Origin of the sequence: Anabaenopsis elenkinii CCIBt3563, from assembly GCF_015245355.1 — a bacterium.
Taxonomy (GTDB): domain Bacteria; phylum Cyanobacteriota; class Cyanobacteriia; order Cyanobacteriales; family Nostocaceae; genus Anabaenopsis; species Anabaenopsis elenkinii.
Window position 1 is genome coordinate 2,353,769 of the sequence record NZ_CP063311.1, and the last position, 22,654, is coordinate 2,376,422.

The window sequence follows — 22,654 nt, forward strand, 5'->3', positions numbered from 1 at the left end:
CACATCCCACAGTTTGATAGTGTTGTCATGACTCCCACTAGCCAGGGTTTGACCATCCGGGCTGAATCCTACAGACAAAACCGGTTTAGAATGACCGGTGAGGGTTCTGGGTGAAGAGTTACCACTGGGTGAGGTTGTAACTTTTGCTGATGGGGATGTTTGAGTCGTTGCAGTGGTTACAGGTTGGCTCTGGGGTGCATAATTAGGAGGAGACGGCTGGACTTTTACACTCCCTGGAAAAATCTCAACGCCAATTTTACTAACGCGATCGCACCAATAACAGCTACCATAACTTTGGCTATAGTAGTGACTCTTAACCTGCTTACAGAGTATTAAACTTTCACTAGCAACTTTTAACGCCTGGAACCATTCCTCGGCACTGGGGCGTAAATTAGGATTTTTATACCCATCATTAAAGCATCTCAGAAAACAACTTTTTACCTGTGGATGGAGAATTTCTAGGGGTATGGTTCTATCTACGGGTTCTAGTAACTGATGGGGAGAATATAGCCATATACCCTGACGGATATAATCACCAGGTTCTGGCGGTTCCCCAGCACCTTTCCACCTCCCCGCATACAGATTTTGACCACTGAATAATAATTGATGTATAATCACTCCCAAGCGAAATCGGTCATGGATTTCCGTTTGCTCAATGGTTGCAAAGTCCTGACCAATTAACTCCGGTGGTGTGTACTCAGGGGTTCCCACTAAACAACGGTGAACTTTACCAGTGTGAGGATGACGCACCTGAAAGGAGTCTGTATCAATAATTGAAGGTAAAGCCTGATCATTGACTAAAATATTTTGCGGCTTAATATCACCTAATACATACCCTTGATGGTGTAAAACCTTGATAATTGAGGCAATATTCCGAGCTGTGTAGTGGAGAAACCGCCAGTCAGCCGGTAGTTTACATATTTTGTTGCGCCGTAGAGGGTGATACACATCATAAATTTCTTTTCCCCCCCGAATTTCCCCCATTAAGAACCCCACCAAATCACCCTGAGCATTTTTGAGGACTGACCGAGGCCAAGCGAAAGAAATATGATTGATGTGGTGATTTGGATCAGGGGGTGGATAGTCGATCATCACCGCTAACTTTTGCATTCGTTCCGGTGTGGACTGGTGATAAATTTTAGCTAAATACCCACTGTGATCAGTCCGCCAAACTTTAGCCTCACCACTATTAGCCAGTTCACTCAGGAGATTAATTGATTTACCGGTACTAACACAAGTCAGGGGGGTCATAAATGGTAATTTACTGTTAATTTACTGTTAATCTTATGGGCTGGGGCTAGGTTAAAAGTTCCTGCGTTGTGGGTTGGTGGTTGGTGTCATCGCTGTTTTACACCTGTTGGGGAGATGGTAGAATTTCAGAATTTTCTGGAATCACATAACGGGATTTAAACGAAAATATTTAAAATCCATAAATAGCAAGACTTTCAACCATTGTTTAATTCTCTAAATTCATAAATTTCGGTTTTCAGTCACATAACAGTCACATAAGATTTTCTGATCAAATAGATGGAAATAAAAAAATCCTCATTTATGCCCAAAATGGTACATATTTAGCGTTTTTCGGTGAAATACTCCACTTATTCAATAAATTTTGTCAATGTATCTGAACTCATGCAACTGGGTTTTTCAAGATACATACATTTTTCCTTATACTGGTTGAACTACTTAATAATATTAAGCCTTATTATGCCTTAAATTGTGATAAATAACATCTAAGCACACCAGAATCACAGCCTTACCTTCATCTATGGATACTAGATATGGTAGAACATCAGAAAAGAATTTAGGATATTGAAAGCGATCGCCTAGCTGATTTACTGATCATGTTGATAACCAGCCACTTGTTTACAGTAGTTACAAATACCCAAAGGAATGTATAGGGTGATCTTGAGTCAAAAATTGTATAGCTAACTGTAATTACATCATCCAAATATGATAATATAGTACATTAGCACTATTAATATAGCTGCTAAGTTAAAAATTGTCAGAAATTTAGATAAACACGAATTATAAAGCCTTTTTCAGGCTCATGAAGTACACATCAATTGCCTATTCCCTATTCCGGTGTTCCCTGTTCCCTCAAACTAAACAACTTTGTACCTCACGAGCATAGGAAATGCTATATATTGCCAAACTAAAGGAATTAGATCATCTTATGAGAATCGGGAGAAACAAAGATTATGCTGGATAAACTCATCAAATATTTTGTCTATGCGACAAAAGGATATATTACAAAAACACAGTTAATTAAATTCTTGTATTTGGCTGATCTTTATGCTGTCAAATGGACAGGAAACCAATTAACTGATTTAGATTGGTGCTATTATCATTATGGACCTTGGAATGATGAAATAGATAATGTTTTAAAGATAATGAATGGAAAAGAAATTATTCAGGAATCTCAAGGTAATACAGTAATGATTAAACTTGGTACGGAATCAGGTAATGTTGATGATTTAGATTTACCTTTAAGTCTCAAGCTAATTCTTGATAACATTAGAAGAGAATGGGCAGGTGCAGGACAAGATAAAATAAATCAATTACTAGAGTATGTGTATAGCACTGCGCCAATGGTTGAAGCCCAAAAAAAAACATCAACCAGAAGAAAAAGTTAAACTAAATCTGCAAGCAGAAAGAGCAAAATTAATCAGTGAATTAGGATCATAAAAGTGGCTGGACAAAAACCTAGACAGGGTTGGATTTATTGGATTAATCCTTACAGGGTATCTCTTCGTTGCAAACTGGGTCATGTTCATATTTATAATTTAGATGAACCAGGAGAATCGGAAAATTGGTTAAATCGAATTGGACAATTAGATAAAGCAGATAAGGAAGCTATAGAGGAACGGTTAAAGTATTTTTTGAATATTCAAGATAATCCTAGTGAAGATTGGTTTGCTCAAAATGCGTCCCCAGAAATTGTTAAGAAAGTTTTTGATTATTTATCGGAAGAGGATAAAAGTTCAGTTATAGAGGAATTAATTAATAATTTAAACTCTTAATCAACAAGATATTTAAAACTGACAACAGTTTACTATGTTGAAGAGGACAGTAATTTGTTAAAATGACATCCACCTGTTAACGGTGACAAATAATTAGTTAATGTACAAATAGTCAAAGCGGGTGATGGGACTCGAACCCACGACGTTCACCTTGGGAAGGTGACATTCTACCACTGAATTACACCCGCAGTCAGGAGAGATGGAGTCAAAAAATAAGATATTAATGATTGTAGCATTATAATTAGGGATTGTGAAGGAGGGAGAAGTTATGGATTGGTGGCAAAAACTGCGGAAAAACCCTTTGGCGCGATTTGGGGCAATTGTGCTGTTAATTTTTTATATAGTGGTAATTGCTGCTGATTTTGTCGCTCCTTATAATCCTCTGGCCTCACAGCCTAATGGTTCCCTGTTACCACCAACTCGGGTTTATTGGTTTTCTCAGTCAGAACCAGGAAAATTTATCGGACCCCATGTATATCCTACTCTTCAGGGCGATACTGATTTAGAAACGGGCGATCGCCAAATCATAGTAGACTTTGCTCAACCAACACCCATCAGGTTATTTGTCCGTGGTGCGGAATACCGACTATTACAGTTAACTTTACCCCTCCCTCCCAAGTGGGAAGAGGTGACTATTTTACCGGGTATTCCTTCAGACTGGCATTTATTTGGGGCTATAAATGATGGGGATGGGGTAGCTAGTCCCACAGCCTTAAATATTTTAGGTACTGACGACCAAGGACGCGACCAATTCAGCCGGTTATTACATGGTGGTCGCATTAGTCTATTTATTGGGATTATTGGGGTATTGATTACTTTTCCTCTAGGTCTACTAATTGGGGGTATTGCTGGCTACTTTGGCGGCTGGATTGATAGCGTAACTATGCGGTTAACAGAAGTGCTCATGACTTTCCCAGGGATTTATCTGTTAGTGACCTTGGGTGCTGTTTTACCACCTGGTTTAACCAGTACCCAGCGCTTTGTATTAATTGTAGTGATTACTTCGGTGATTAGTTGGGCGGGGTTAGCCCGGGTAATTCGCGGCCAGGTGCTATCAATTAAGGAGCGAGAATTTGTACAAGCAGCAGTAGCAATGGGTGGTAAACCAATTTACATTATTACCCGCCATATTTTACCACAAACTGCCACCTATGTAATTATTTCTGCCACATTGGCGGTTCCGGGTTTTATTGGTGCGGAAGCGGTATTAAGTCTGATTGGTTTAGGAATCCAACAGCCTGATCCTTCTTGGGGGAATATGCTATCTTTGGCTAGTAATGCTTCTATTGTGGTGTTGCAACCTTGGTTAATCTGGCCGCCAGCTGCTTTAATTATTCTAACTGTGCTGTCTTTTAATTTACTTGGTGATGGGTTGAGGGATGCTCTAGATCCCCGCAGTCTGCGCAGATAGAGCGGTATAGAGACCACCAAAGCCTCCACTCAATATACATATTTCAGTAAGATTCATAAATTAATCTACTACAGACTATTTAGATGGGCAAAACGCAGCCACCCCAATAAAACGGACAAATGGATAGCTAATAAATATTGGCATACAATCGGTGAGAATAACTGGGAATTTGCAGTTAAGATTGACGATAATTTCATAAAACTGTATAAACACCCAGAAACTCCTATTGTACGTCATGTTAAGGTTAAAGGCAATGCCTCACCATTTGATGGTAATTGGGTATATTGGAGTTCAAGAATAACAAACCATCCCGAAGCCAATAAAAGAGTAGCGACACTACTTAAAAGGCAAAAGGGTAAATGTCCTGAATGCGGGCATTACTTTAGGGACGGTGATGTAATGGAAGTTGACCACATCCTACCCATCTCCAAAGGTGGAAAAGATGAATATAAAAACCTACAACTGTTACACAGACATTGCCACGACAGAAAGACAGCCAGTGATGGAAGTCTTGTAGGTATTCATGACAAGAACCATATCATTGAGGAGCCGTATGAGGTGAAAGTCTCACGTACGGTTTTGTAGACGAGTCAGTCGGGTGACTGACTGGCTTAGTTTACTTTCATTTAGCGATTGCTACGCAGTGCTGCAAGCAGGGCTTCGCGATCGCCTGTGCCAGTTGCGTAAGTCCTAATATAAACCGTATCTTCTGTGACTTGTATATCCATGTCTTGAGTTTCCATTCCTGGAATTTCTAGCTTCACATTAATTGCGTTACCGGTTTCCCATATTTCCGCGGCGGGAACTTTACTGGTCTACAAAGCTAGTATCTGAATACACTTAATTACATAAATTACTTAACTAGGGTCTTAGCACCCTAGTTTTTTTGTGTCCGGTGATTTTAATAATTTTTTATAATAAAAACTCAATAAAATATTTATTAAACTAATACATCTATTTCTGGATAGATAATTAGTAGTTTAGTTATTGCTTTTGCCACTTTTAACTGATAAGCTTAAGCTCTAACAGTTAGTACGATATTCCGACTGTAATACCGTAGATTAATGGCAAACAATCCCATGAAATTCAATTTTTTCAAACAGAAATCTTTTTTTTCCAAGTTTCCAGCAATATCTACCCCACCACTGGTAGTGGGTTTGAGCCTAATAACCCTTGCACCATTTGCTATAGCAGTTACCTCTCCAAAGACTCAACTAATTAGTCAAAGGAGCAACCCCCAAAGGGTAGAAATTAATTTAGTAACTTATGCAGTAACTAAAGCTGCCTACCAGGAAATCATTCCGCAGTTTGTCGCTAAGTGGAAAAGGGAAAAAAAACAGGATGTGGTAATTCGGGAGAGCTATGGTGGTTCAGGTTCTCAAACCCGTGCTGTCATTGATGGCTTACCTGCTGATGTGGTGGCTTTGGCACTGGCATTGGACACTAACAAAATTCAGGATGCTGGTTTAATTAATCCGGGATGGGAAAAGGAAGCTCCCAATAATTCAATTGTTACTAGGTCTGTAGTAGCTTTAGAAACTCGTCCTGGCAATCCCAAGAAAATTAATACTTGGAGTGATTTAAGTAAACCAGGAGTTAAGATCGTGACCGCTAATCCAAAAACCTCTGGTGGTGCCAGGTGGAACTTCTTGGCGCTGTGGGGTGCTGTTACTAAAAATGGGGGTACTGATGCTCAAGCAAAAACTTTTGTGAGTCGGGTTTTCCAGAACGTGGTTGTGTTACCTAAGGATGCCCGTGAGTCTAGTGATGCTTTTTATAAAAAGCAACAGGGTGATGTACTGTTAAATTATGAAAATGAGGTGATTTTGGCGGCGCAACAGGGAAAGACTGATGTCAGCTATACGATTCCAGCAACGAATATTTCCATAGAAGGGCCTGTGACGGTTGTGGATAAAAATGTAGACAAGCGAGGAACTCGTGAGGTATCCGAGGCATTTGTAAAGTTTTTATTTACACCCGAGGCACAACGTGAGTTCGCCAAGGTGGGTTTTCGCCCTGTTAATCCTACAGTGGCAAGAGAAGTAGAAAGTAAATTTCCTAAGATATCTCGATTATATACTATTGACAATTTTGGTGGTTGGGATGCTGTTCAGAAGAAGTTTTTTGCTGATGGTGCAATTTTTGACCAAATTCAAGGCAGTCGGCGCTAAGTCTTACGGGGTGTTTGATAAGTTTTAGGCAGTGAAAATTTCAGCAAATCTAAGAGGTTGTTTGATAAGTTTTCAACAGGTAATTTTTATCTTAGCGAACAGGGAACAGGGAATGGGGAACACACCGAACACACCGAAACAATAAAATCCAGTCCCCTCCCCTTACAAGGGGAGGGTGAGGGAGGGGTCAAACAATAGTTGATACACTAATCATGACTTGACAAACATCCTCTAAGAGGTTGTTTGATAAGTTTTTAGCCATGCTTTACATCACATGGTCACCCCCCTAAATCCTCCCTTAGTAAGATGGGAAACAAGAAAATCCAGTTTCCTGCTCTTTCCAACAGGAGGGTGAGGGAGGGGTAAAACAATATTGAGTACATTAATCATCACTTTTCAAACGTGCTTTAAAGGCTGAAAGTATAGGGAGAGGTTACCGCTATTTAAACTCGTGGAGGAGATACCTACCATCAGTGGAGTTTAAATGTTGCCGTTGCAGATGGATTAACTAATTTAATTAACAGGTTTTTCTAATGACTTTACATTCAACAGTTCTGGGGGGACGGATATTAAGTCTTCCATGGACGTGGCGCATTACTGTGGCGTATTTGACAGTAATGTTGTTTATTCCAGTGATAGCCATGTTTCTCAAGGCTAGTACGGAGCCCCTGGGTAAAATTTGGGAAATAGCCACCAGTCCTTTGGCCTTGGCAACATATAACGTTACTTTTGTTACGTCACTATTCGCATCTCTGTTAAATGGAGTCTTTGGTACGGTGATTGCTTGGGTGTTGGTGCGTTATCAATTCCCTTTAAAACCCGTCATAGAAGCGTCTGTGGATTTACCTTTTGCCCTACCCTCAGCAGTGGCGGGATTAACTTTAGCTACTGTTTACAGTCATAATGGTTGGATTGGCTCTTTGGTGGAACCTTTGGGTATCAAGATAGCCTTTACTCGCTTGGGGGTGGGGATAGCCATGACTTACATCTCCTTACCCTTTGTAGTGCGCACAGTGCAGCCAGTACTACAGGAAATGGTGCGCGAAGTTGAGGAGTCTGCCTGGAGTTTAGGGGCTTCTGAATGGCAAACTTTTTGGAGGGTGACGTTCCCTGTGTTGTTACCCACAATTTTAACTGGTGTGGCTTTGGCTTTTTCCCGTTGTGTGGGTGAGTACGGCTCGACCGTCATTATTGCCTCGAATACACCATTTGAAGATTTAATCGCACCTATACTAATTTTCCAACGTTTAGAACAGTATGATTATAGTGGTGCAACTGTATTAGGTGCGGTGTTATTATTAATTTCCTTGGTATTACTAATGGGGATTAATCTGTTACAAGCCTGGGCTAGAAGATATGACACAAAATAAACAAAGAAATTGGGTGCCAGTAATCTTAATTGGCATCACTATTAGTTATTTGGGGTTAATCTTATATATTCCCGCTATTAACGTTTTTTACCAGGCGTTTAAAAGTGGTATAGGTGCTTTTGTATCTAATCTGACTCATTATGAGTTTCTCCATGCGGCTTGGCTAACGTTAGTAATAGCTTTAATTACCGTGCCTATTAATACCGTATTTGGACTTTGTGCAGCTTGGGGTATCGCCCGTCATAATTTCCCTGGTAGGGCTTTAGTACTGAGCATTATTGATTTGCCTTTTTCTATTTCGCCAGTGGTGGCAGGTTTAATGATTGTCCTGCTCTATGGGCGACAAGGATGGTTTGGGTCTTGGCTGGAAAGTAATAATATTACTGTCATCTTTGCCTTACCCGGTATGATTATAGCCACGGCATTTGTGACAATGCCCTTTGTGGTTAGGGAGGTGATCCCTGTGTTGGAAGAAACAGGCAAAGACGAAGAAGAGGCGGCTAAAACCCTGGGGGCTAACGAGTGGCAGATATTTTGGCGGGTGACTTTACCCAATATTCGTTGGGGATTGCTTTATGGGGTGATTTTAACTAATGCTAGGTCAATGGGCGAGTTTGGAGCTGTATCTGTGGTTTCTGGGAATATTGGCGGTTTAACCCAAAGCTTGCCTTTGTATGTGGAGGATGCCTATAAACAGTATCAAACTGAGTCCGCATACTCGGCGGCCCTGTTGTTGGCACTGTTGGCGGTGGTAACTCTGATTCTCAAGGGAATTCTGGAACGGAAAACCCACATTAACGATGTGGATTAATTGAGTTAGGCTATGGTTCCCCGTTACGGGGTTCTTTGTAGGAAATTACCACATTTCTGAAGGGGGATTTAATCATTTGTCTTTATAGAAGGGTAAAGAATCGGTGAATCGGTTTTCATTAGCACTGACTTCTATCAAGATTGATGATTACCCCGCAATCCCATAGTCAGAAGTCAGGGATATCAGAAGGCAAAAAATCACAAAGCTCTCTGGGAGTGGGGATGGTACCATCAAGGTATGGTACCACCAAGATTTGGCGGGGGCGTTAATTAACCTATACAGATAACTAACTTTGTGCGATCTATCGCTATTAGCTAAGACAACCCGCAGCCTGATCCTTCTTGGGGGAATATGCTATCTTTGGCTAGTAATGCTTCTATTGTGGTGTTGCAACCTTGGTTAATTTGGCCGCCAGCTGCTTTAATTATTCTAACTGTGCTGTCTTTTAATTTACTTGGTGATGGGTTGAGGGATGCTCTAGATCCCCGCAGTCTGCGCAGATAGAGGAGAAAAAAAGTTTCTTCCCCTCTATATATATCCTTTAATTTTCCCGGTGCTGTGCTTAGGGAGCCAAGGCGTTACCGCGAATCAAACTACCAATAGTTTTAGCAGTAATTTTCAGTTGGGTAATGGGGTTAGCGGGGACAACTGTTTTATACAGATAGCTGTCAAATGTCAGCTTCTGTACATCTAGGTCATCGCACATTTCTACAAATGCTTCCCGGGTAGCGTCGGAACGATAGAAGACGGTTTGGAGAATGTCCAATACTTTGTAGGTGAGTCCGTATTTTTTATCCCAGCGCTTCAAGTAAACCTTGAGGTCTTTTTCTGTGGGAATGGTTGCACCATTGTTAGACATTTCCACAATGGTTTCTGCACACATCCGCCCAGACTTAGCTGCAAAGTAAATACCTTCGCCGGAGGACTTGGTAACGTAACCAGCTGCATCTCCTACTAACGCAATGCGACCGACAACGCGACGGGGGCGGGGATGTTCGGGGATGGGGTGAGCTTCTACTTTGATAATTTTGCCGCCCGCTAGCTTTTTGGCTGCACGGGTGCGGATACCAGCTTGTAACTGTTTGATGGTGGCTTTGTTGACTTGCATTGTGCCAGTACCAACAGCTACGTGGTCATATTTGGGGAATACCCAGGCGTAGAAGTCGGTGGAAACGTCGTCACCGACGTACATTTCCGCTAGGTCGTTGTAGTACTCCATTTGCTCTTGGGGGAGGCGAATCCGCTCTTGAAAGGCGATCGCGTAGTTATAATCTCCCGCATCCATTTCTTTGGCAATACGAGAATTAGCCCCATCCGCACCGATGATTAAATCTACTTTTAGGGTTTTTGTAGTCCCTTGTAAACCGCCTTCGCTGTGGTCTACATAGTGGATTGTATAAGGGTCGGTATTATTTGTGGGTATATCAACTTTATGAACTGTGGCATTAATTAAATTTGCGCCTAGTTTTGCCGCCCGATTGCGCAGGAAACCATCTAGGACTTCCCGGCGGCACATTCCTATATATTCTTCTTCTTTTACTATATTGATATTAACCTCACGATTGGAAGGTGAAATCATTTTCATCTTCCGCACACGGCGATCAATAATCTCTGGTGGGAGGTCAAACTCAGCCACCATACACAGGGGAATTGCACCGCCGCAGGGCTTCGCATTATCTAGTTTTCGCTCAAATAGGTAAGTTTCAATCCCCGCTTTTGCTAGCGTTTCCGCCGCAGATGAACCAGCAGGGCCTGACCCAACAACAGCAACCCGTAGTGTCAAAGGTCTTCTCCCAATAGTTGATAAAAACGTTTAACTAGAGCATCCTATCACGGAGTTTTGTCTAGTTTCCCGCTCTACCTTCTGGTTTTGAAGGAAATGCAATATTCCTTAATGTTTCGATACAAAAACCAGGATTAGACACCACCAGAATCACATTTATTGCTCCTGGGTCAGCTTATCTGTGGTATATGTAAAACACGGTAATCCTAGCAAGAAGCCGTAGATTCTATTCAAGAGGTACAGCAGCAGTGGGTATAGTAGTTGAGAACGTATCTAAAAATTTCGGGAACTTTCAAGCGGTAAATCAAGTCGATCTGGAAATCAACAGCGGTTCACTGGTGGCTTTATTGGGTCCATCAGGTTCTGGTAAATCCACTTTGCTGCGGTTAATTGCGGGGTTGGAAACACCCGATAGCGGTAAAATTTTACTGACTGGTAAAGATGCTACATATCAAAGTGTCCAAGAGCGCAATATTGGATTTGTGTTTCAGCACTATGCCCTATTTAAACATTTGAATGTGCGTCAGAATATTGCCTTTGGTTTAGAAATTCGTAAAGCACCGGCGAAGAAGATTAAAAACCGGGTAGATCAGTTACTAGAGTTAGTGCAACTAAGTGGATTAGGCGATCGCTATCCATCACAGTTATCCGGTGGTCAGAGACAAAGGGTAGCATTAGCCAGGGCTTTAGCTGTAGAACCTAAAGTATTATTACTAGATGAACCATTTGGCGCACTTGATGCTAAAGTGCGTAAAGATTTGCGGGCATGGTTACGCCGTCTCCATGATGAAGTTCATGTGACAACTGTTTTCGTCACCCATGACCAGGAAGAGGCTATGGAAGTTTCTGACGAGGTGGTGGTGATGAATAAAGGGCGTGTAGAACAGGTGGGAACACCAGCAGAAATTTATGACAATCCGGCGACGGCTTTTGTCATGAGCTTTATTGGCCCTGTGAATGTTTTATCTAACACCTCAAATATTTTCCAGAGCACGGGCTTTGATTCAGCACATAGTCAAGTATTTTTACGACCCCAGGATGTGGCAATTTCCAGAGAGCCTCATGGTAATACTGCACCAGCTACAGTGACTAGGTTAATACATTTGGGTTGGGAAATTCAGATAGAATTAACTTTAGATGATGGCCAGGTGGTAGCGGCCCATTTAACACGCGATCGCTTTAATGAGTTACAGTTAGAACCACAAGAACGGGTATATGTCAAGCCAAAAGATGCGAGGTCTTTTCCCCTACACTATTCAATTTAGCCATAGGCTAATGAATTAACCCACAATAGCAGTTTGAATAAAAAAACCCCCGATCGGCTATAAAATAGCTGATCAAAGGGTTCAATTTTAGTACTTTGCACATGAAATGTATCCCACATGAATACTGTATCTGTCCTTTTTTAATTATGTGTGCCAAAATGCCAGGTTAATGTCAATCATGTAATCCATGGCGGTTTTTAATCATTTGTGGCTACCTGTACCAAAAAACTTGACTTTATTACCAAATGATGTTCATGTTTGGCGGTTTCACCTGGATATCCCAGAAGCACAGCGGGAAAATTTATTAGCAACCCTCTCGGGTGATGAAGTTGCTCGTGCTAATCGATTTCATTTTCGCCGAACTGGAGAACATTTTATCGCTGGTCGGGGTATTCTGCGGCGGATATTGGGTAGGTACTTGGGGATTCAACCGCAACAGGTGCAATTTGATTATCAAGAGCGTGGTAAACCAGTTTTAGCAGATAGTTTTAGTAAAAGTGGACTATGGTTTAACTTGTCTCACTCTCAGGGTTTAGCTCTGTGTGCGGTGAATTATCATCGTCAAATTGGTGTAGACTTAGAATATACCCGCCGCAGCTGTGATATAGAGAGCTTGGCTAAAAGGTTCTTTTTACCCAGAGAATATGCTTTGATGCGATCGCTCTCTGGTCAACAACAGCAAGAAACATTTTTCCGTTACTGGACTTGTAAAGAAGCCTACTTAAAAGCCACCGGAGAGGGACTAGGTAAATTAGAACAGGCGGAAATTAACTTAAGTCCCACAGAACCGGCGCGGTTACACAAATCTCAGTGGAGTCTGTTTGAGTTGAACCCTGAGGAAGATTACTTAGCTGCTGTGGCTGTAGCGGGTAATATTGAAACCTTGCACTGTTGGCAATACTGATACAAGTTTAGTCGGGGGAGGGGACTAAACCTGATCAACCGACTAAGCAAGAGTTAAAAAGCCAGTTTGAACTAAGTAAGAAGTGTAAGTCATCAACAATTGAGAGTCAATTGGGGGACAAGTAATAGAACTACCTGACAAAGCCTGCAAAGTAGCTTGACAGCTAATAATGGGTCTTCTGGATTGCAGATATAAATCAGGGATAGTCAACTGTTCATCAGACCAGCGTTCTAGTAAGAAAGGACGCAGGGTATATAAGGGATTCTCTGTAGAAGAGACCTCATTAATTAACTTTGATTGCCACTCTTCATAGGGAATCATCTCTATGGGATAACCAAAATATTTAACCCATTCTACCAAATCTTTTAAAGAAATAGGTTGAGGATGTTGTAAATGGAAAGCCTTACCAAGAGATTCTGGCTGTCTTGATAGGTAAACAATAGCCTTACTAACATAATCCACAGGGGACATATCTAACATATAGTCTACATCAGGGAAAGTCCCCATTTGTAAACAGCCCTTAGTCATCAAATTGATAAAATCATGGGTATTACAAATACCTGTTTTGCTATCCCCTGCAATTAATGGCGGTCTGTGAATAGTCACAGGTAAACCCCGGTCACGGGCGACCTTGACCAACTTTTCCGCCACCCATTTAGTCTGAGAATAACCTAAATAAATACCTTCCCAATGGTCAAAATCATCTTGTTCTTCCACCAAATGACCAGCATAAGCAGAGGATTCAAACACCGCCACACTAGAAACATAATGTACAGGTTTAACTTTAGTGTGACAAGCTAACCGCAAAACCTCTTGAGTACCTAAAACATTAGCTGTTTTGAGTGCCGAATAGGGATAAACATAATTGAGCAGAGCGGCACTATGATAAATAGTATCAATATTGCTAGCTAAAATTTGGAATTGTTCAGGATTAATCCCCAAAAGTGGTTGAGCCAAATCACCCACAACAGCAATAATTCGAGAATTAAACTTTTCATCCCAAATTGCATACTGCTGTAAATTCTTTTGCAGTTTGGTTTTAGCTTCCAACCCATTAGCAGCACGGACTAAGCAATATATATCCGCATCGGTTTCTTCTAGTAGTTCCCGGATAATAAAAGCGCCTAAAAAACCAGTTCCCCCGGTTAGAAATATATGCTTAGGTGTGGCTACATCCACACTCACAGCGTTAGCAGGATCAATAGTGGGGTCAAGGACAACTTCAGCCGCTAAGTTGAGAACCATAGGGTGAACTTGAGCATCTGGAGAGATATCTAAACCCAATGGAGATTCTAGGCGATCGCTTTCGGCTAAACGTTGGGAAAGAGATTCAATATTAGGATAGTGCCATAAAAGAACTGGAGATGGTTGAAAGCCCAACATTTTTTCTAACTGACTGACCAGAGTCATGGCCTGTGCTGAATCTAAACCATAGTTTTCTAAATTCTCCCTGATATCTATCTCATCAGTTTCTACCCCGATTAACTCAGCCAAATTAGTAACTAACCATGCTTGAATATCCGCCGCACTATGAGATGGTTGTAGAGTCATTTTTTTAAATCTCCAATAATTGAGAATAATCTGGACAATACTGACTGTAGACTTGAGGAATTTGCATTCCTTGGATTTTTAAGCTTTGAATACGATATAAAAACGCTGCGCCCTTCATGATGTGATCAGCCACATCAACCACCCGACGATTATGGGGTTCAGCTAAATAAGAACCGCGCACCCAGTCATTAAAACTACCCATAGCTGGGCCACACCAAATTTGATAATCTACCTCTCGACCCTTTTCACCGGAAGTAGACCAGCGGGAAGATAATCCTAAATAAGAGCGAAAAATTAGCGCCATTTTCAGCTTAGGATTATTAACAGCCTTCCCTAATTTTGCCGGGTTTTTCTGGGATAAATAAGTAGCTGTTGCTTCCCAGACCTCAGCTAGGGTTTTGCGGAAAATCTGCTTTTCTAATTTTTCTCTTTCTGCTGGGGGAATCTCTTCAATTGAGTTGTAGGTACGGTACAATTCATACAACTTTTGGGCTCGCATGGGAAACATAGTTCCCCGTTTGAGGACTTGTAATTTTACCCCCATTTCAAACATATCAGCAGCGGGAGCCATGGTCATATCCGCCATTTCAGCTTGAGCCAATAATTTTTTAGTATGGTCACAAGCTCCAGACTCGACACAGGATTGATTAATAGAACCAGTCATGACATAAGCAGCACCCATCATAAAAGCTGCTAAAGCTGATTGGGGTGTAGCAATTCCCCCAGCTACGCCAATTCTAACTGGTTGCTGGTAATGAAATTGTTCTTGAATTTCATTCCGCAAAGCAATAATAGAAGGTAATAAACAGACTAAAGGACGATTATCTGTATGTCCGCCAGAATCAGCTTCTACGGTAATATCATCAGCCATGGGTACTTGGGCTGCAAGTTTGGCTTGTAAATCGGTAATGAGTCCTTGTGCGAGTAGTTCTTGAAGTATTCTAGGGGGGGCTGGTTGGAGAAATTTTGTGGCTACTTCTCGACGGGAAACTTTAGCAATGACCTTGTTTTTGATTTCAATTTGATTGGCATCATTTAAACTCAGCCCTGCAACCCGGTAATATACTATATTGGGGGTTAAATCTAAAAATGCCGAGGCTTCTACAGTTCTTACCTCATATTTGAGGTATAATTTCACAGCCTGGCGTTCCATAGCCAAATCATTGGGGCTGTGAATTAAATTGAATGCATAAGGACCATAGGGTAAAGCAGCCTGAATAGTTTTAATAGCTGATTCTAGACGTTCTGGGGGTAAACCACCAGCACCAAAGGAACTGAGGATTTTAGCTTGACCCAGAGCAATAACCATTTCTTCAGAAGCGATTCCCCCCGCCATTGCACCGGTGACATAGGCATATTTTACCCCATGAAATGCCAGGAAATTGGGGTCTCCTAGTTGTTGCAGAGTCATGGGGGGGATGAAAGTGAGGAGTTGTGCTGTTGCTGTAGTGTTAATCGGCACTCGTAAGATTGACGATGTATTTTCAGGAGAGGATAAATACCCCTCATGGGTAACGCCGATTTTTCCCCCAACTTTGACAAAGTAACAGGGTTTATTTAATGTGAGTAGTTTATCTTTGATAGCTGACTGCTCAAAAGATAAAGTATCTAAAGAACCTTTCCAGATCAAGTTTTGAAATGGGAAATGAGGGGCTTGCAGGTAATTATTGTATTGATTGAGTAACGTATCTACGGGGGTCACTGTAGTTATACCTCTTGTCAATGATGGTTTATTAACTGTGAATGGGGAGGTTTTAGTAACCCCATGGATGTAGTGATCTGGTGTGTGCAACCTCCCCAAATTAGTTATCTGTCTGCATTCAATAAATTTTCTGCACAGGCTAACTGCAATTTAATGATTTGGCTCATCTGTTGACTAAAATCTTGTCTGGCTTGGAGGAACGCAGTGTGATTTTCTGTGGTGTGTCTGTGGTTTTCACTGAGTTTTTTGTACTGAGTTATGTTTAGCTCCATGATTCTAATTGTGTGATCAAGTTGATGGTTTTGGGCTGGAGATGACACAATTGGTTGTAGAGTTTTCTCTTGGGGGGAACCGACTGACTCAGAAGATTGTAGTGCTTCTGGAAGGTGGAAACCGTGTTCAATGATATTGTTTGTCTGGGTTGGGGGTACTACTCGATAATTATGGAGATTGTTGGCAATATCTTGGAATTGTTGCTGGTTTTCTGGACTCAATATACTGTTGGTAATTGATTTACCGCCCAGGGTAACCTTCTGGTGGGTTAAGTTATTTTGTTTAGTGGTTGCTGTAGTGAGACTGTACAGAGGTGATAAATCTAAATTAACCCGATGACTGACGAGTTTTGCCAAGGCTTTGACTATAGAGGTGTGGTCATCCATACCTCGGCGATTCAGAGATATGGTGATGTGTTCTTTGTTTTCTAAGATTTTACCAATCCATCGGGAACAAACGCCACCAGCGCCAGCCTCGACAAATATTTTCACCCCATCATCGTAGACACGGTTAACTAATTGGGGAAAGTCAAGTTGTTGACATAGTGCGGTGGCGATGCTGTCGGCTATGACGGCGCTATCAAGTGGGATGGGTTGATACTTAGCTGCTGAGTAAAAAGTTATGCCTGGTAGGTCTTGGGTAGGTAAAGTATTAACCTTGGCTATCTCTTCGTACTCTGAACCCATGGCTTCACAATGAATTACATGATCGAAGGGTGCGGCGAAGGAGTTACAACCAAGGGATTTAATCACCCTCTGACAAGCTGTTTTTTCACCAGCGATTAACACTTCTTCTGGTGTGTTGATTTGAGTTAAATAAACCCGGGGCTCATGTTTTAGGCATTCTTCCACTTGAGATGGTGTAGCCATAAGTACATAAGTAGCCCAGAAGTTATCGTCTTGTAATTCTGTTGTAGCCGTCAACCCCCAATACTGACGCACAGCATTTTTAGGGCCAGATAATTTATCGCCAAACAAAGGGGATGAGTTCAAGGTATTACTACCGCCCTCAAAATCACTCCAAACCCCTTGGGCCACCATCATGCTGGTTTCACCCAAGCTATAGCCAAAGACGCATTGGGGTTTGACTTGAAAATCATCCCGGAAAATCGCACTCATGTATCTGGCGAAGGCGATTTCACTTTCAAACATCGCCAGGGAATCATCTAACAGTTGCTTTTCCAGGCTTTCTAGTTGTCTGGTGGAGAGTTTAGGGAAGCTGCGGGGGTAAACTAATTTTTCCACATCAGCAGCACGGTTGTAGAGATTATTACTCTTGAGGTCTTCAAATACTTTGGGGAATAAACGGAAGACTGTGCGACCGATACCAATGTAGGAATTAACAGCAGCTGGATAAACGTAAGCCACACTAGCGGTTTTACCCAAGGGTTTGGCTGTAAAATAACTACCGTTAGGACTTTGCCAATCTGTACCTTTTTCAAAGGCTGTGTTTACACCTTTACGAGCCGCATCAATTTGTTTAAGTAGTTCTTTTTTATTACGTCCGGTAATTGCTAGAGCATATTTAGCTTCTGAACTTTCTTTAAAAGTTGTGAAAGTCTGGCTCGCAGTAGTGGATAAACAAGAACTATCTTCAATACTTTGTTGGAGGCTATTTAAAACCTCTTCTAAGTTGCTTTGATCCCGCACTGCTACAGGTAACAGGTAAAAAGGCATTTGCTGTAAATACCGACTGTCGCGCAGTTGTTGGTTTGGGTCTTCCGATAAGATGACATGAGAGTAAGTTCCATCTATACCTATGTTATTGATGGCGGCTATGCGGCGGGTCGCCCCTTTATCGACAAACCAAGGTCGGGACTCTGTAGCTACATAAAAAGGACTACCCTCCCATTGTTGTGGTTTCTTGACACTAGACCATTGAGGAGTAGCAGGAATGTATCTGTAATAAAGACAGAGTGCAGTTTTGATTAAGCTAGCAATTCCTGATGCCGTATAGGTATGACCTATATTAGCCTTTACACTACCAATAGCACATTGCAAACCATTACCAGTTTGGGGATAGGCTTGTAATAAACCGGTAATTTCCGCTTCGTCTTGTTGAGGAATACCACTACCATTCACCTCAACATAATTAACCTGTTGAGGTTGAATTTCTGCAGTGTGAAAAGCTTGTTGACAAGCATCATTTAAGCTAGGTGCAAAACTGACGGCCTCGAGTACAGCATAAATCCGTTGGTTATCTTGTTGAGCAGTGTCATGACGCTTGAGGACAACTGCACCAGCACCCTCACCGACCATCCAACCATTAGCATTCTCATCAAAACTTAAGGTATTGATACCTTGATTTACCTGAGCTAATTGACTCCGCAATAAGACATTTTCTACACCGCCAGCCAAATCTATCGCACCCAGAACCACGGCCTCCACTTCCCCGGTCGCTAACAGCATTTGTGCCACTTCCAAGGCTTTAAGAGCAGAGTTTTCACCCGCGGTCATGGTGAAGGCGGGGCCAGTAAAGTTCCACAAAGCGGAAATGCGACTGGCCATAATATTGGCAATGTGACTGACATACTCGCCGGTTTCAACGGGATGGTGAAGACTGTCTTTAACAACCCCTTCTAGTTGGGCGAGGTGTTCATCGGATAAGGAGATATTATCCTCTAATAAACCCTCTTTCAATTGCCAGGATAAATCCCATCTTTGCTGTAATTGATGTACGGAAAGTTCGGTTTCTGCAGCCACAATTACCGCAACATTTCCCCCTGGTTTAAGTCCCGCATCTTTAACGGCGCGGTCAGCAACTTTTAACAGTAACAGTTGTTGGGGATTAAGTTTTTCAACTTCCTTGGGAGGGATTTTATAAGCTAAAGTGTCAATATCAAAATCTTGGATGTATGCCCCTAGAGGTGGTTTACCATCTGTTAAACCATACTGTTGCAGTAAGCTGGTTTGCTCCTCTATACCTTGCCATCTAGAAGGGGGTAAGGGGATAAAATGCTGGGTTCCTTGATAAATACTGCGTTCAAAAGCATCTAATCCGTTACATCCACCGAAAAAGGCATCCATACCTACAATGGCAACTTTAGCCTGTGGTGTAGGTGTTGTATGGTCTACTGGTGAGGGTGTAGTACCTTGTTCAATAATTAAATGGGAGTTTGTCCCCCCAAAGCCAAAGGCGCTGATAGCGGCTCGTTTAATTGATGGATGGTGGTCGGTGAGCGAAGTCGAACCGTTGTTTGGCCAAGGCGTAGCTTTTCTGACAATGTTATCAGTGGAAATAACATGATTGTCTGAGGCTAAAGGTGTATCAATATTAATGGTAGGTGGGATGACTCCCTCAGACATACTCAAAATTACTTTTGTCAAGCCCACCATACCCGCAGCGGTTAATAAATGTCCCGTATTGGCTTTGGCGGAACCAACCAGGGGTGAGGCTTGATGTTGTCCAAAAAAGGTATCTAGGGAATTTAGCTCAGTTGTATCACCTAATAATGTTCCGGTAGCATGACATTCTAAATAATCGATGCTTTGGGGGCTGATTTGTTGCTCACTATAAGCTCGTTCAAAGGCTAAGACCTGTCCTTTGGAATTGGGACTGAGTAAATGTTTACCTTTACCATCGTTGGATAGTCCATTACCGCAAATTGTAGCCAGAATATTGTCACCATCTGCGATCGCATCGGCATATCGTTTGAGTAGTACCATACCCACACCATCACCAGGAATCAAACCTCTAGATGTCTTATCTAGGGGGCGACTGGTACCATCTTCTGCAAAGCCTTGGACTCCAGAAAATAGCATCCTGACAAATAGGGAATCTGCACAACTGATGGCTCCCGCTAACATCATGTCAGCTTTATGGGATGATAGATAATGGGAGGCTAGCTTGATGGCATAAAAGGATGAGGAACAAGCAGCATCTAAACAGAAATTAATGGGGGATAGGGATAACCCTTGAGCAACTATGGCTGCTGGTAACCCAGAGATCATGGCGTTATATAAAGACGCTGTTGTACTCTGTGGTAAACTACCTAAGTCTAAGTCTGGAGCTTGTAGCAGTTCTTGAATCCCTGGTGCGATCGCTTGTTGGTAAATGGGGGAAAATAATTGATGGGAAAGTTTGGTGGGGAAGGAGAGATTACCTAAAATTACGCCGCATTTAGCCAGTAAATCCTGTTTTCCCCCATAACCGCCATTGGTAATTGCCTGTTTAGCAGCATACAATGACCATTTAAAGGTGTCATCTAAACTTGCAATTAATTCTGCTGGGAGGTTGTAACCAGAGGGGTCAAATTCAAAATCCCGAATATATCCACCTTTGAGGGAATAGGTTTTATCTGGTGTTCCCTTAACTGAGTTGTAAAATATTTCCGGGTCTACTCCAAAATCTTTAACAGTAGCGCTGCTGGTTGATTGTTTTTCTCTTAGGAGATTTTGCCAAAATTCTTCAGGGGTTTTAGCATCGGGAAATAAACAAGATAATCCGATGATGGCTATTTTTTCCATTGTTATATCCTCAACATCTGCGGGGTATTTAAAAGAAAGTAGGATTTACGCACTTACCCAAATTGAGAATTTTTTTTGTGTCACGTAGAGGCGCACAGGGACATAGAGTAATAAATCATACTAATCTTGCCAAGCCCCTGTTTTGTGTTGTTAACTTTTCATTAATTTTGTTGACCAAATGATGGCATGAGCCCCTAGCATTTGGGAGTATATTTTCCCCTGATTATCGTGGATAATAAAGTCAGCGATCGCACTACTTGCTGTTTTAGATTTTACTTCACAGGAAACATAAAATAGTTCATTATGTGGTGTAGGGGCAAACTGTTCAAATTTCTCTACCTTTCCGGGTAAGCAACCCTCTTCATAAAAGTGTTGTGTCCATATCCACAGGGCGTGCATACTCAGGTCAGTCGTATAAGGATTTACCCATTTCACGGGGAATTGTCCTTGTTTTCGATCGCTGATTTCTGTCCACAAACATTCTGTGGTGATTTTTTCTCGAGTAATATTTAAAACTCTTCGTACTTGCTGAAATGAAGGTCCATGAAATAGGGTAGGGCCTCCATTTTGATAGAAATCTCTACCCGTAGTGCTAATAATGTCATCTAGATTCAGATTAATAGATTCATAAGTAGGAGGCTGGGGAATTTCCCGATGGAGGTTGAGTTGAGCGCTAAAATGGTAATGGACTTTTCCCGCTGGGTTTTTACTCCATATAGTGGCTTTAACTACAATTTTTTCGGCGTTGATTTTCTCAAGTTCTTCTATTTCTAAAGTGTGTTCTTGAGCTAAGGTGTGATTGAAGGTGATACCCTTTAAAATCCTGAAATCTGTGTAATTGAATAATCGATAACCTGGATACATTTCCTCACAGGTATTGATGATCCATGTCATTGCACAAGTAGCAGGTAAAACAGGAGTACCAGCAATCACATGGTCATATAAAAAAGGATTAGCTTCCAGTGTCATCTGGCGACGGATGCGATGGGTGCGCAAATGGGAATCTAACTCAGTGGTAGGGGGAAGAAGGGGACTACCAATGACAACTTGGGTAGTATCATGATGGGCAGGGTGTAGTTCATTAACTAACATTTGTGTACCTACATCCACCGGGATAATGTCAATACCTCGGTCTGTAAAAGCCTTTTTCAGTTCTGGTGACACCATCCCACTATCCCAAGCGCCCCAGTTAATGGCCACTACATGACACTGAGGATAATTTTGCTTGATTAAATGGGCTGACTTATTGAGGATTTCATTGGCGATCGCATAATCAGATTGGCCGATATTGCCGTAAAATCCACTGACAGAGGAGAACAATACTAAATGTTCTAGTTGCTGAGGTTTTACACAGGTGAGGAGATTTTCCAATCCCTGGACTTTAGCAGTATAAACCTTCTCAAAATCTTGGTCAGTTTTCTTGGAAATCAGTTTATCAGCTAAATTACCAGCTCCGTGAATAATGCCAGTAATAGTACCCACAGATTCTAATTTTTGTTGTAAATCTGTGACATTAGTGATATCTACACTAATATACTCTGCTTGAGCGCCCGTTGCCTGCAAACTGGCTAAAGTTTGCTTAATTTCCCGACTAGAAGCAATCTGATTATATATCTTCAAAACACTCATAGGAGTGGGCTTTTGACCCTGAGCTTGAAGATACTCCATAATACCTTTCTTTAACGCCGCCTCCGACTCACAGTTTTGAGCGAACTGCGGTTCAACATCCAAAAGTTCGGAACGACCCAGGAGAATAAACCTACAAGGGTACTGCTGGGCCATTTTAATCGCACATTGAGCAGTAATACCCTTAGCACCGCCACTAACAACAAAAACCATTGAAGTCTGTGTATTCATATTATTAAGAATTTATGATGAGAAACTTGCACAGACGCACTAATGTGGGGGGCGTCTGGTGCGTGAG

General features: G+C 41.8%; 16 protein-coding genes, 1 tRNA gene and 1 pseudogene. 10 read left to right on the top strand and 8 right to left on the bottom strand.

Annotated features, from left to right (window positions below; all coding sequences use genetic code 11):
* Positions 1 to 1,251, bottom strand: a 1,251-nt coding sequence (locus IM676_RS10400) for a helix-hairpin-helix domain-containing protein (protein WP_404799793.1), incomplete at its 3' end; no start/stop codon positions are given.
* Between the two features lie 950 nt (positions 1,252 to 2,201).
* Between IM676_RS10400 and IM676_RS10405 the strand changes: the two genes are divergently transcribed.
* Together IM676_RS10405 and IM676_RS10410 are read left to right on the top strand one after the other, a co-directional pair.
* Positions 2,202 to 2,636, top strand: coding sequence for a SocA family protein (locus tag IM676_RS10405; protein ID WP_225880327.1), 435 nt, complete (start codon positions 2,202 to 2,204; stop codon positions 2,634 to 2,636).
* Between the two features lie 54 nt (positions 2,637 to 2,690).
* Positions 2,691 to 3,023, top strand: a complete 333-nt coding sequence (locus tag IM676_RS10410; protein WP_200986859.1) for a hypothetical protein — start codon at positions 2,691 to 2,693, stop codon at positions 3,021 to 3,023.
* A gap of 116 nt (positions 3,024 to 3,139) precedes the next feature.
* Here the strand turns inward: IM676_RS10410 and IM676_RS10415 are convergent.
* A tRNA-Gly gene (locus IM676_RS10415) sits at positions 3,140 to 3,211 on the bottom strand.
* A gap of 80 nt (positions 3,212 to 3,291) precedes the next feature.
* Between IM676_RS10415 and IM676_RS10420 the strand changes: the two genes are divergently transcribed.
* Both IM676_RS10420 and IM676_RS10425 read left to right on the top strand, forming a co-directional pair.
* Positions 3,292 to 4,434 (top strand): ABC transporter permease, encoded by a 1,143-nt coding sequence (locus tag IM676_RS10420; RefSeq protein ID WP_200986860.1) that lies wholly within the window; start codon positions 3,292 to 3,294, stop codon positions 4,432 to 4,434.
* Positions 4,435 to 4,485: 51 nt separating this feature from the next.
* The gene (locus IM676_RS10425) at positions 4,486 to 5,019 is read left to right on the top strand and encodes an HNH endonuclease (RefSeq protein WP_225880511.1); all 534 of its coding nucleotides are present in this window, start codon (positions 4,486 to 4,488) and stop codon (positions 5,017 to 5,019) included.
* Positions 5,020 to 5,060: 41 nt separating this feature from the next.
* On the opposite strand, the gene IM676_RS20140 is transcribed toward IM676_RS10425, so the two are convergent.
* On the bottom strand, positions 5,061 to 5,225 hold the full coding sequence (locus IM676_RS20140) for an Hsp20 family protein (RefSeq protein WP_200990161.1): 165 nt from the start codon (positions 5,223 to 5,225) through the stop codon (positions 5,061 to 5,063).
* Positions 5,226 to 5,513: 288 nt separating this feature from the next.
* Here IM676_RS20140 and IM676_RS10435 point away from each other — a divergent pair, with 288 nt between their 5' ends.
* The 4 genes and pseudogenes from IM676_RS10435 to IM676_RS10450 all read left to right on the top strand — a co-directional run.
* Positions 5,514 to 6,605, top strand: coding sequence for a sulfate ABC transporter substrate-binding protein (locus IM676_RS10435; RefSeq protein WP_200986861.1), 1,092 nt, complete (start codon positions 5,514 to 5,516; stop codon positions 6,603 to 6,605).
* 533 nt (positions 6,606 to 7,138) lie between these two features.
* Positions 7,139 to 7,975 (top strand): sulfate ABC transporter permease subunit CysT, encoded by an 837-nt coding sequence (cysT, locus tag IM676_RS10440; protein WP_200986862.1) that lies wholly within the window; start codon positions 7,139 to 7,141, stop codon positions 7,973 to 7,975.
* The gene (gene cysW / locus IM676_RS10445; protein ID WP_200986863.1) at positions 7,962 to 8,786 is read left to right on the top strand and encodes a sulfate ABC transporter permease subunit CysW; all 825 of its coding nucleotides are present in this window, start codon (positions 7,962 to 7,964) and stop codon (positions 8,784 to 8,786) included. Before cysT ends, cysW begins: the two co-directional genes overlap by 14 nt.
* A gap of 327 nt (positions 8,787 to 9,113) precedes the next feature.
* A pseudogene (locus IM676_RS10450) lies at positions 9,114 to 9,290 on the top strand (ABC transporter permease); the annotation flags it as partial.
* A gap of 58 nt (positions 9,291 to 9,348) precedes the next feature.
* Here the strand turns inward: IM676_RS10450 and chlP are convergent.
* The gene (gene chlP / locus IM676_RS10455) at positions 9,349 to 10,569 is read right to left on the bottom strand and encodes a geranylgeranyl reductase (protein ID WP_200986864.1); all 1,221 of its coding nucleotides are present in this window, start codon (positions 10,567 to 10,569) and stop codon (positions 9,349 to 9,351) included.
* 248 nt (positions 10,570 to 10,817) lie between these two features.
* Here chlP and IM676_RS10460 point away from each other — a divergent pair, with 248 nt between their 5' ends.
* Positions 10,818 to 11,834, top strand: coding sequence for a sulfate/molybdate ABC transporter ATP-binding protein (locus IM676_RS10460; RefSeq protein ID WP_200986865.1), 1,017 nt, complete (start codon positions 10,818 to 10,820; stop codon positions 11,832 to 11,834).
* 187 nt (positions 11,835 to 12,021) lie between these two features.
* Positions 12,022 to 12,738, top strand: coding sequence for a 4'-phosphopantetheinyl transferase HetI (gene hetI, locus IM676_RS10465; RefSeq protein ID WP_200986866.1), 717 nt, complete (start codon positions 12,022 to 12,024; stop codon positions 12,736 to 12,738).
* Between the two features lie 42 nt (positions 12,739 to 12,780).
* On the opposite strand, the gene IM676_RS10470 is transcribed toward hetI, so the two are convergent.
* From IM676_RS10470 to IM676_RS10485, 4 genes are all read right to left on the bottom strand, one after another.
* Positions 12,781 to 14,289, bottom strand: a complete 1,509-nt coding sequence (locus tag IM676_RS10470) for a thioester reductase domain-containing protein (protein WP_200986867.1) — start codon at positions 14,287 to 14,289, stop codon at positions 12,781 to 12,783.
* A 4-nt stretch (positions 14,290 to 14,293) separates the two neighbouring features.
* On the bottom strand, positions 14,294 to 15,991 hold the full coding sequence (locus IM676_RS10475) for a PfaD family polyunsaturated fatty acid/polyketide biosynthesis protein (RefSeq protein WP_200986868.1): 1,698 nt from the start codon (positions 15,989 to 15,991) through the stop codon (positions 14,294 to 14,296).
* Positions 15,992 to 16,095: 104 nt separating this feature from the next.
* On the bottom strand, positions 16,096 to 20,730 hold the full coding sequence (locus IM676_RS10480) for a PfaB family protein (protein WP_200986869.1): 4,635 nt from the start codon (positions 20,728 to 20,730) through the stop codon (positions 16,096 to 16,098).
* Between the two features lie 150 nt (positions 20,731 to 20,880).
* On the bottom strand, positions 20,881 to 22,587 hold the full coding sequence (locus IM676_RS10485; RefSeq protein WP_200986870.1) for an SDR family NAD(P)-dependent oxidoreductase: 1,707 nt from the start codon (positions 22,585 to 22,587) through the stop codon (positions 20,881 to 20,883).
* Between the last annotated feature and the right edge of the window lie 67 nt (positions 22,588 to 22,654).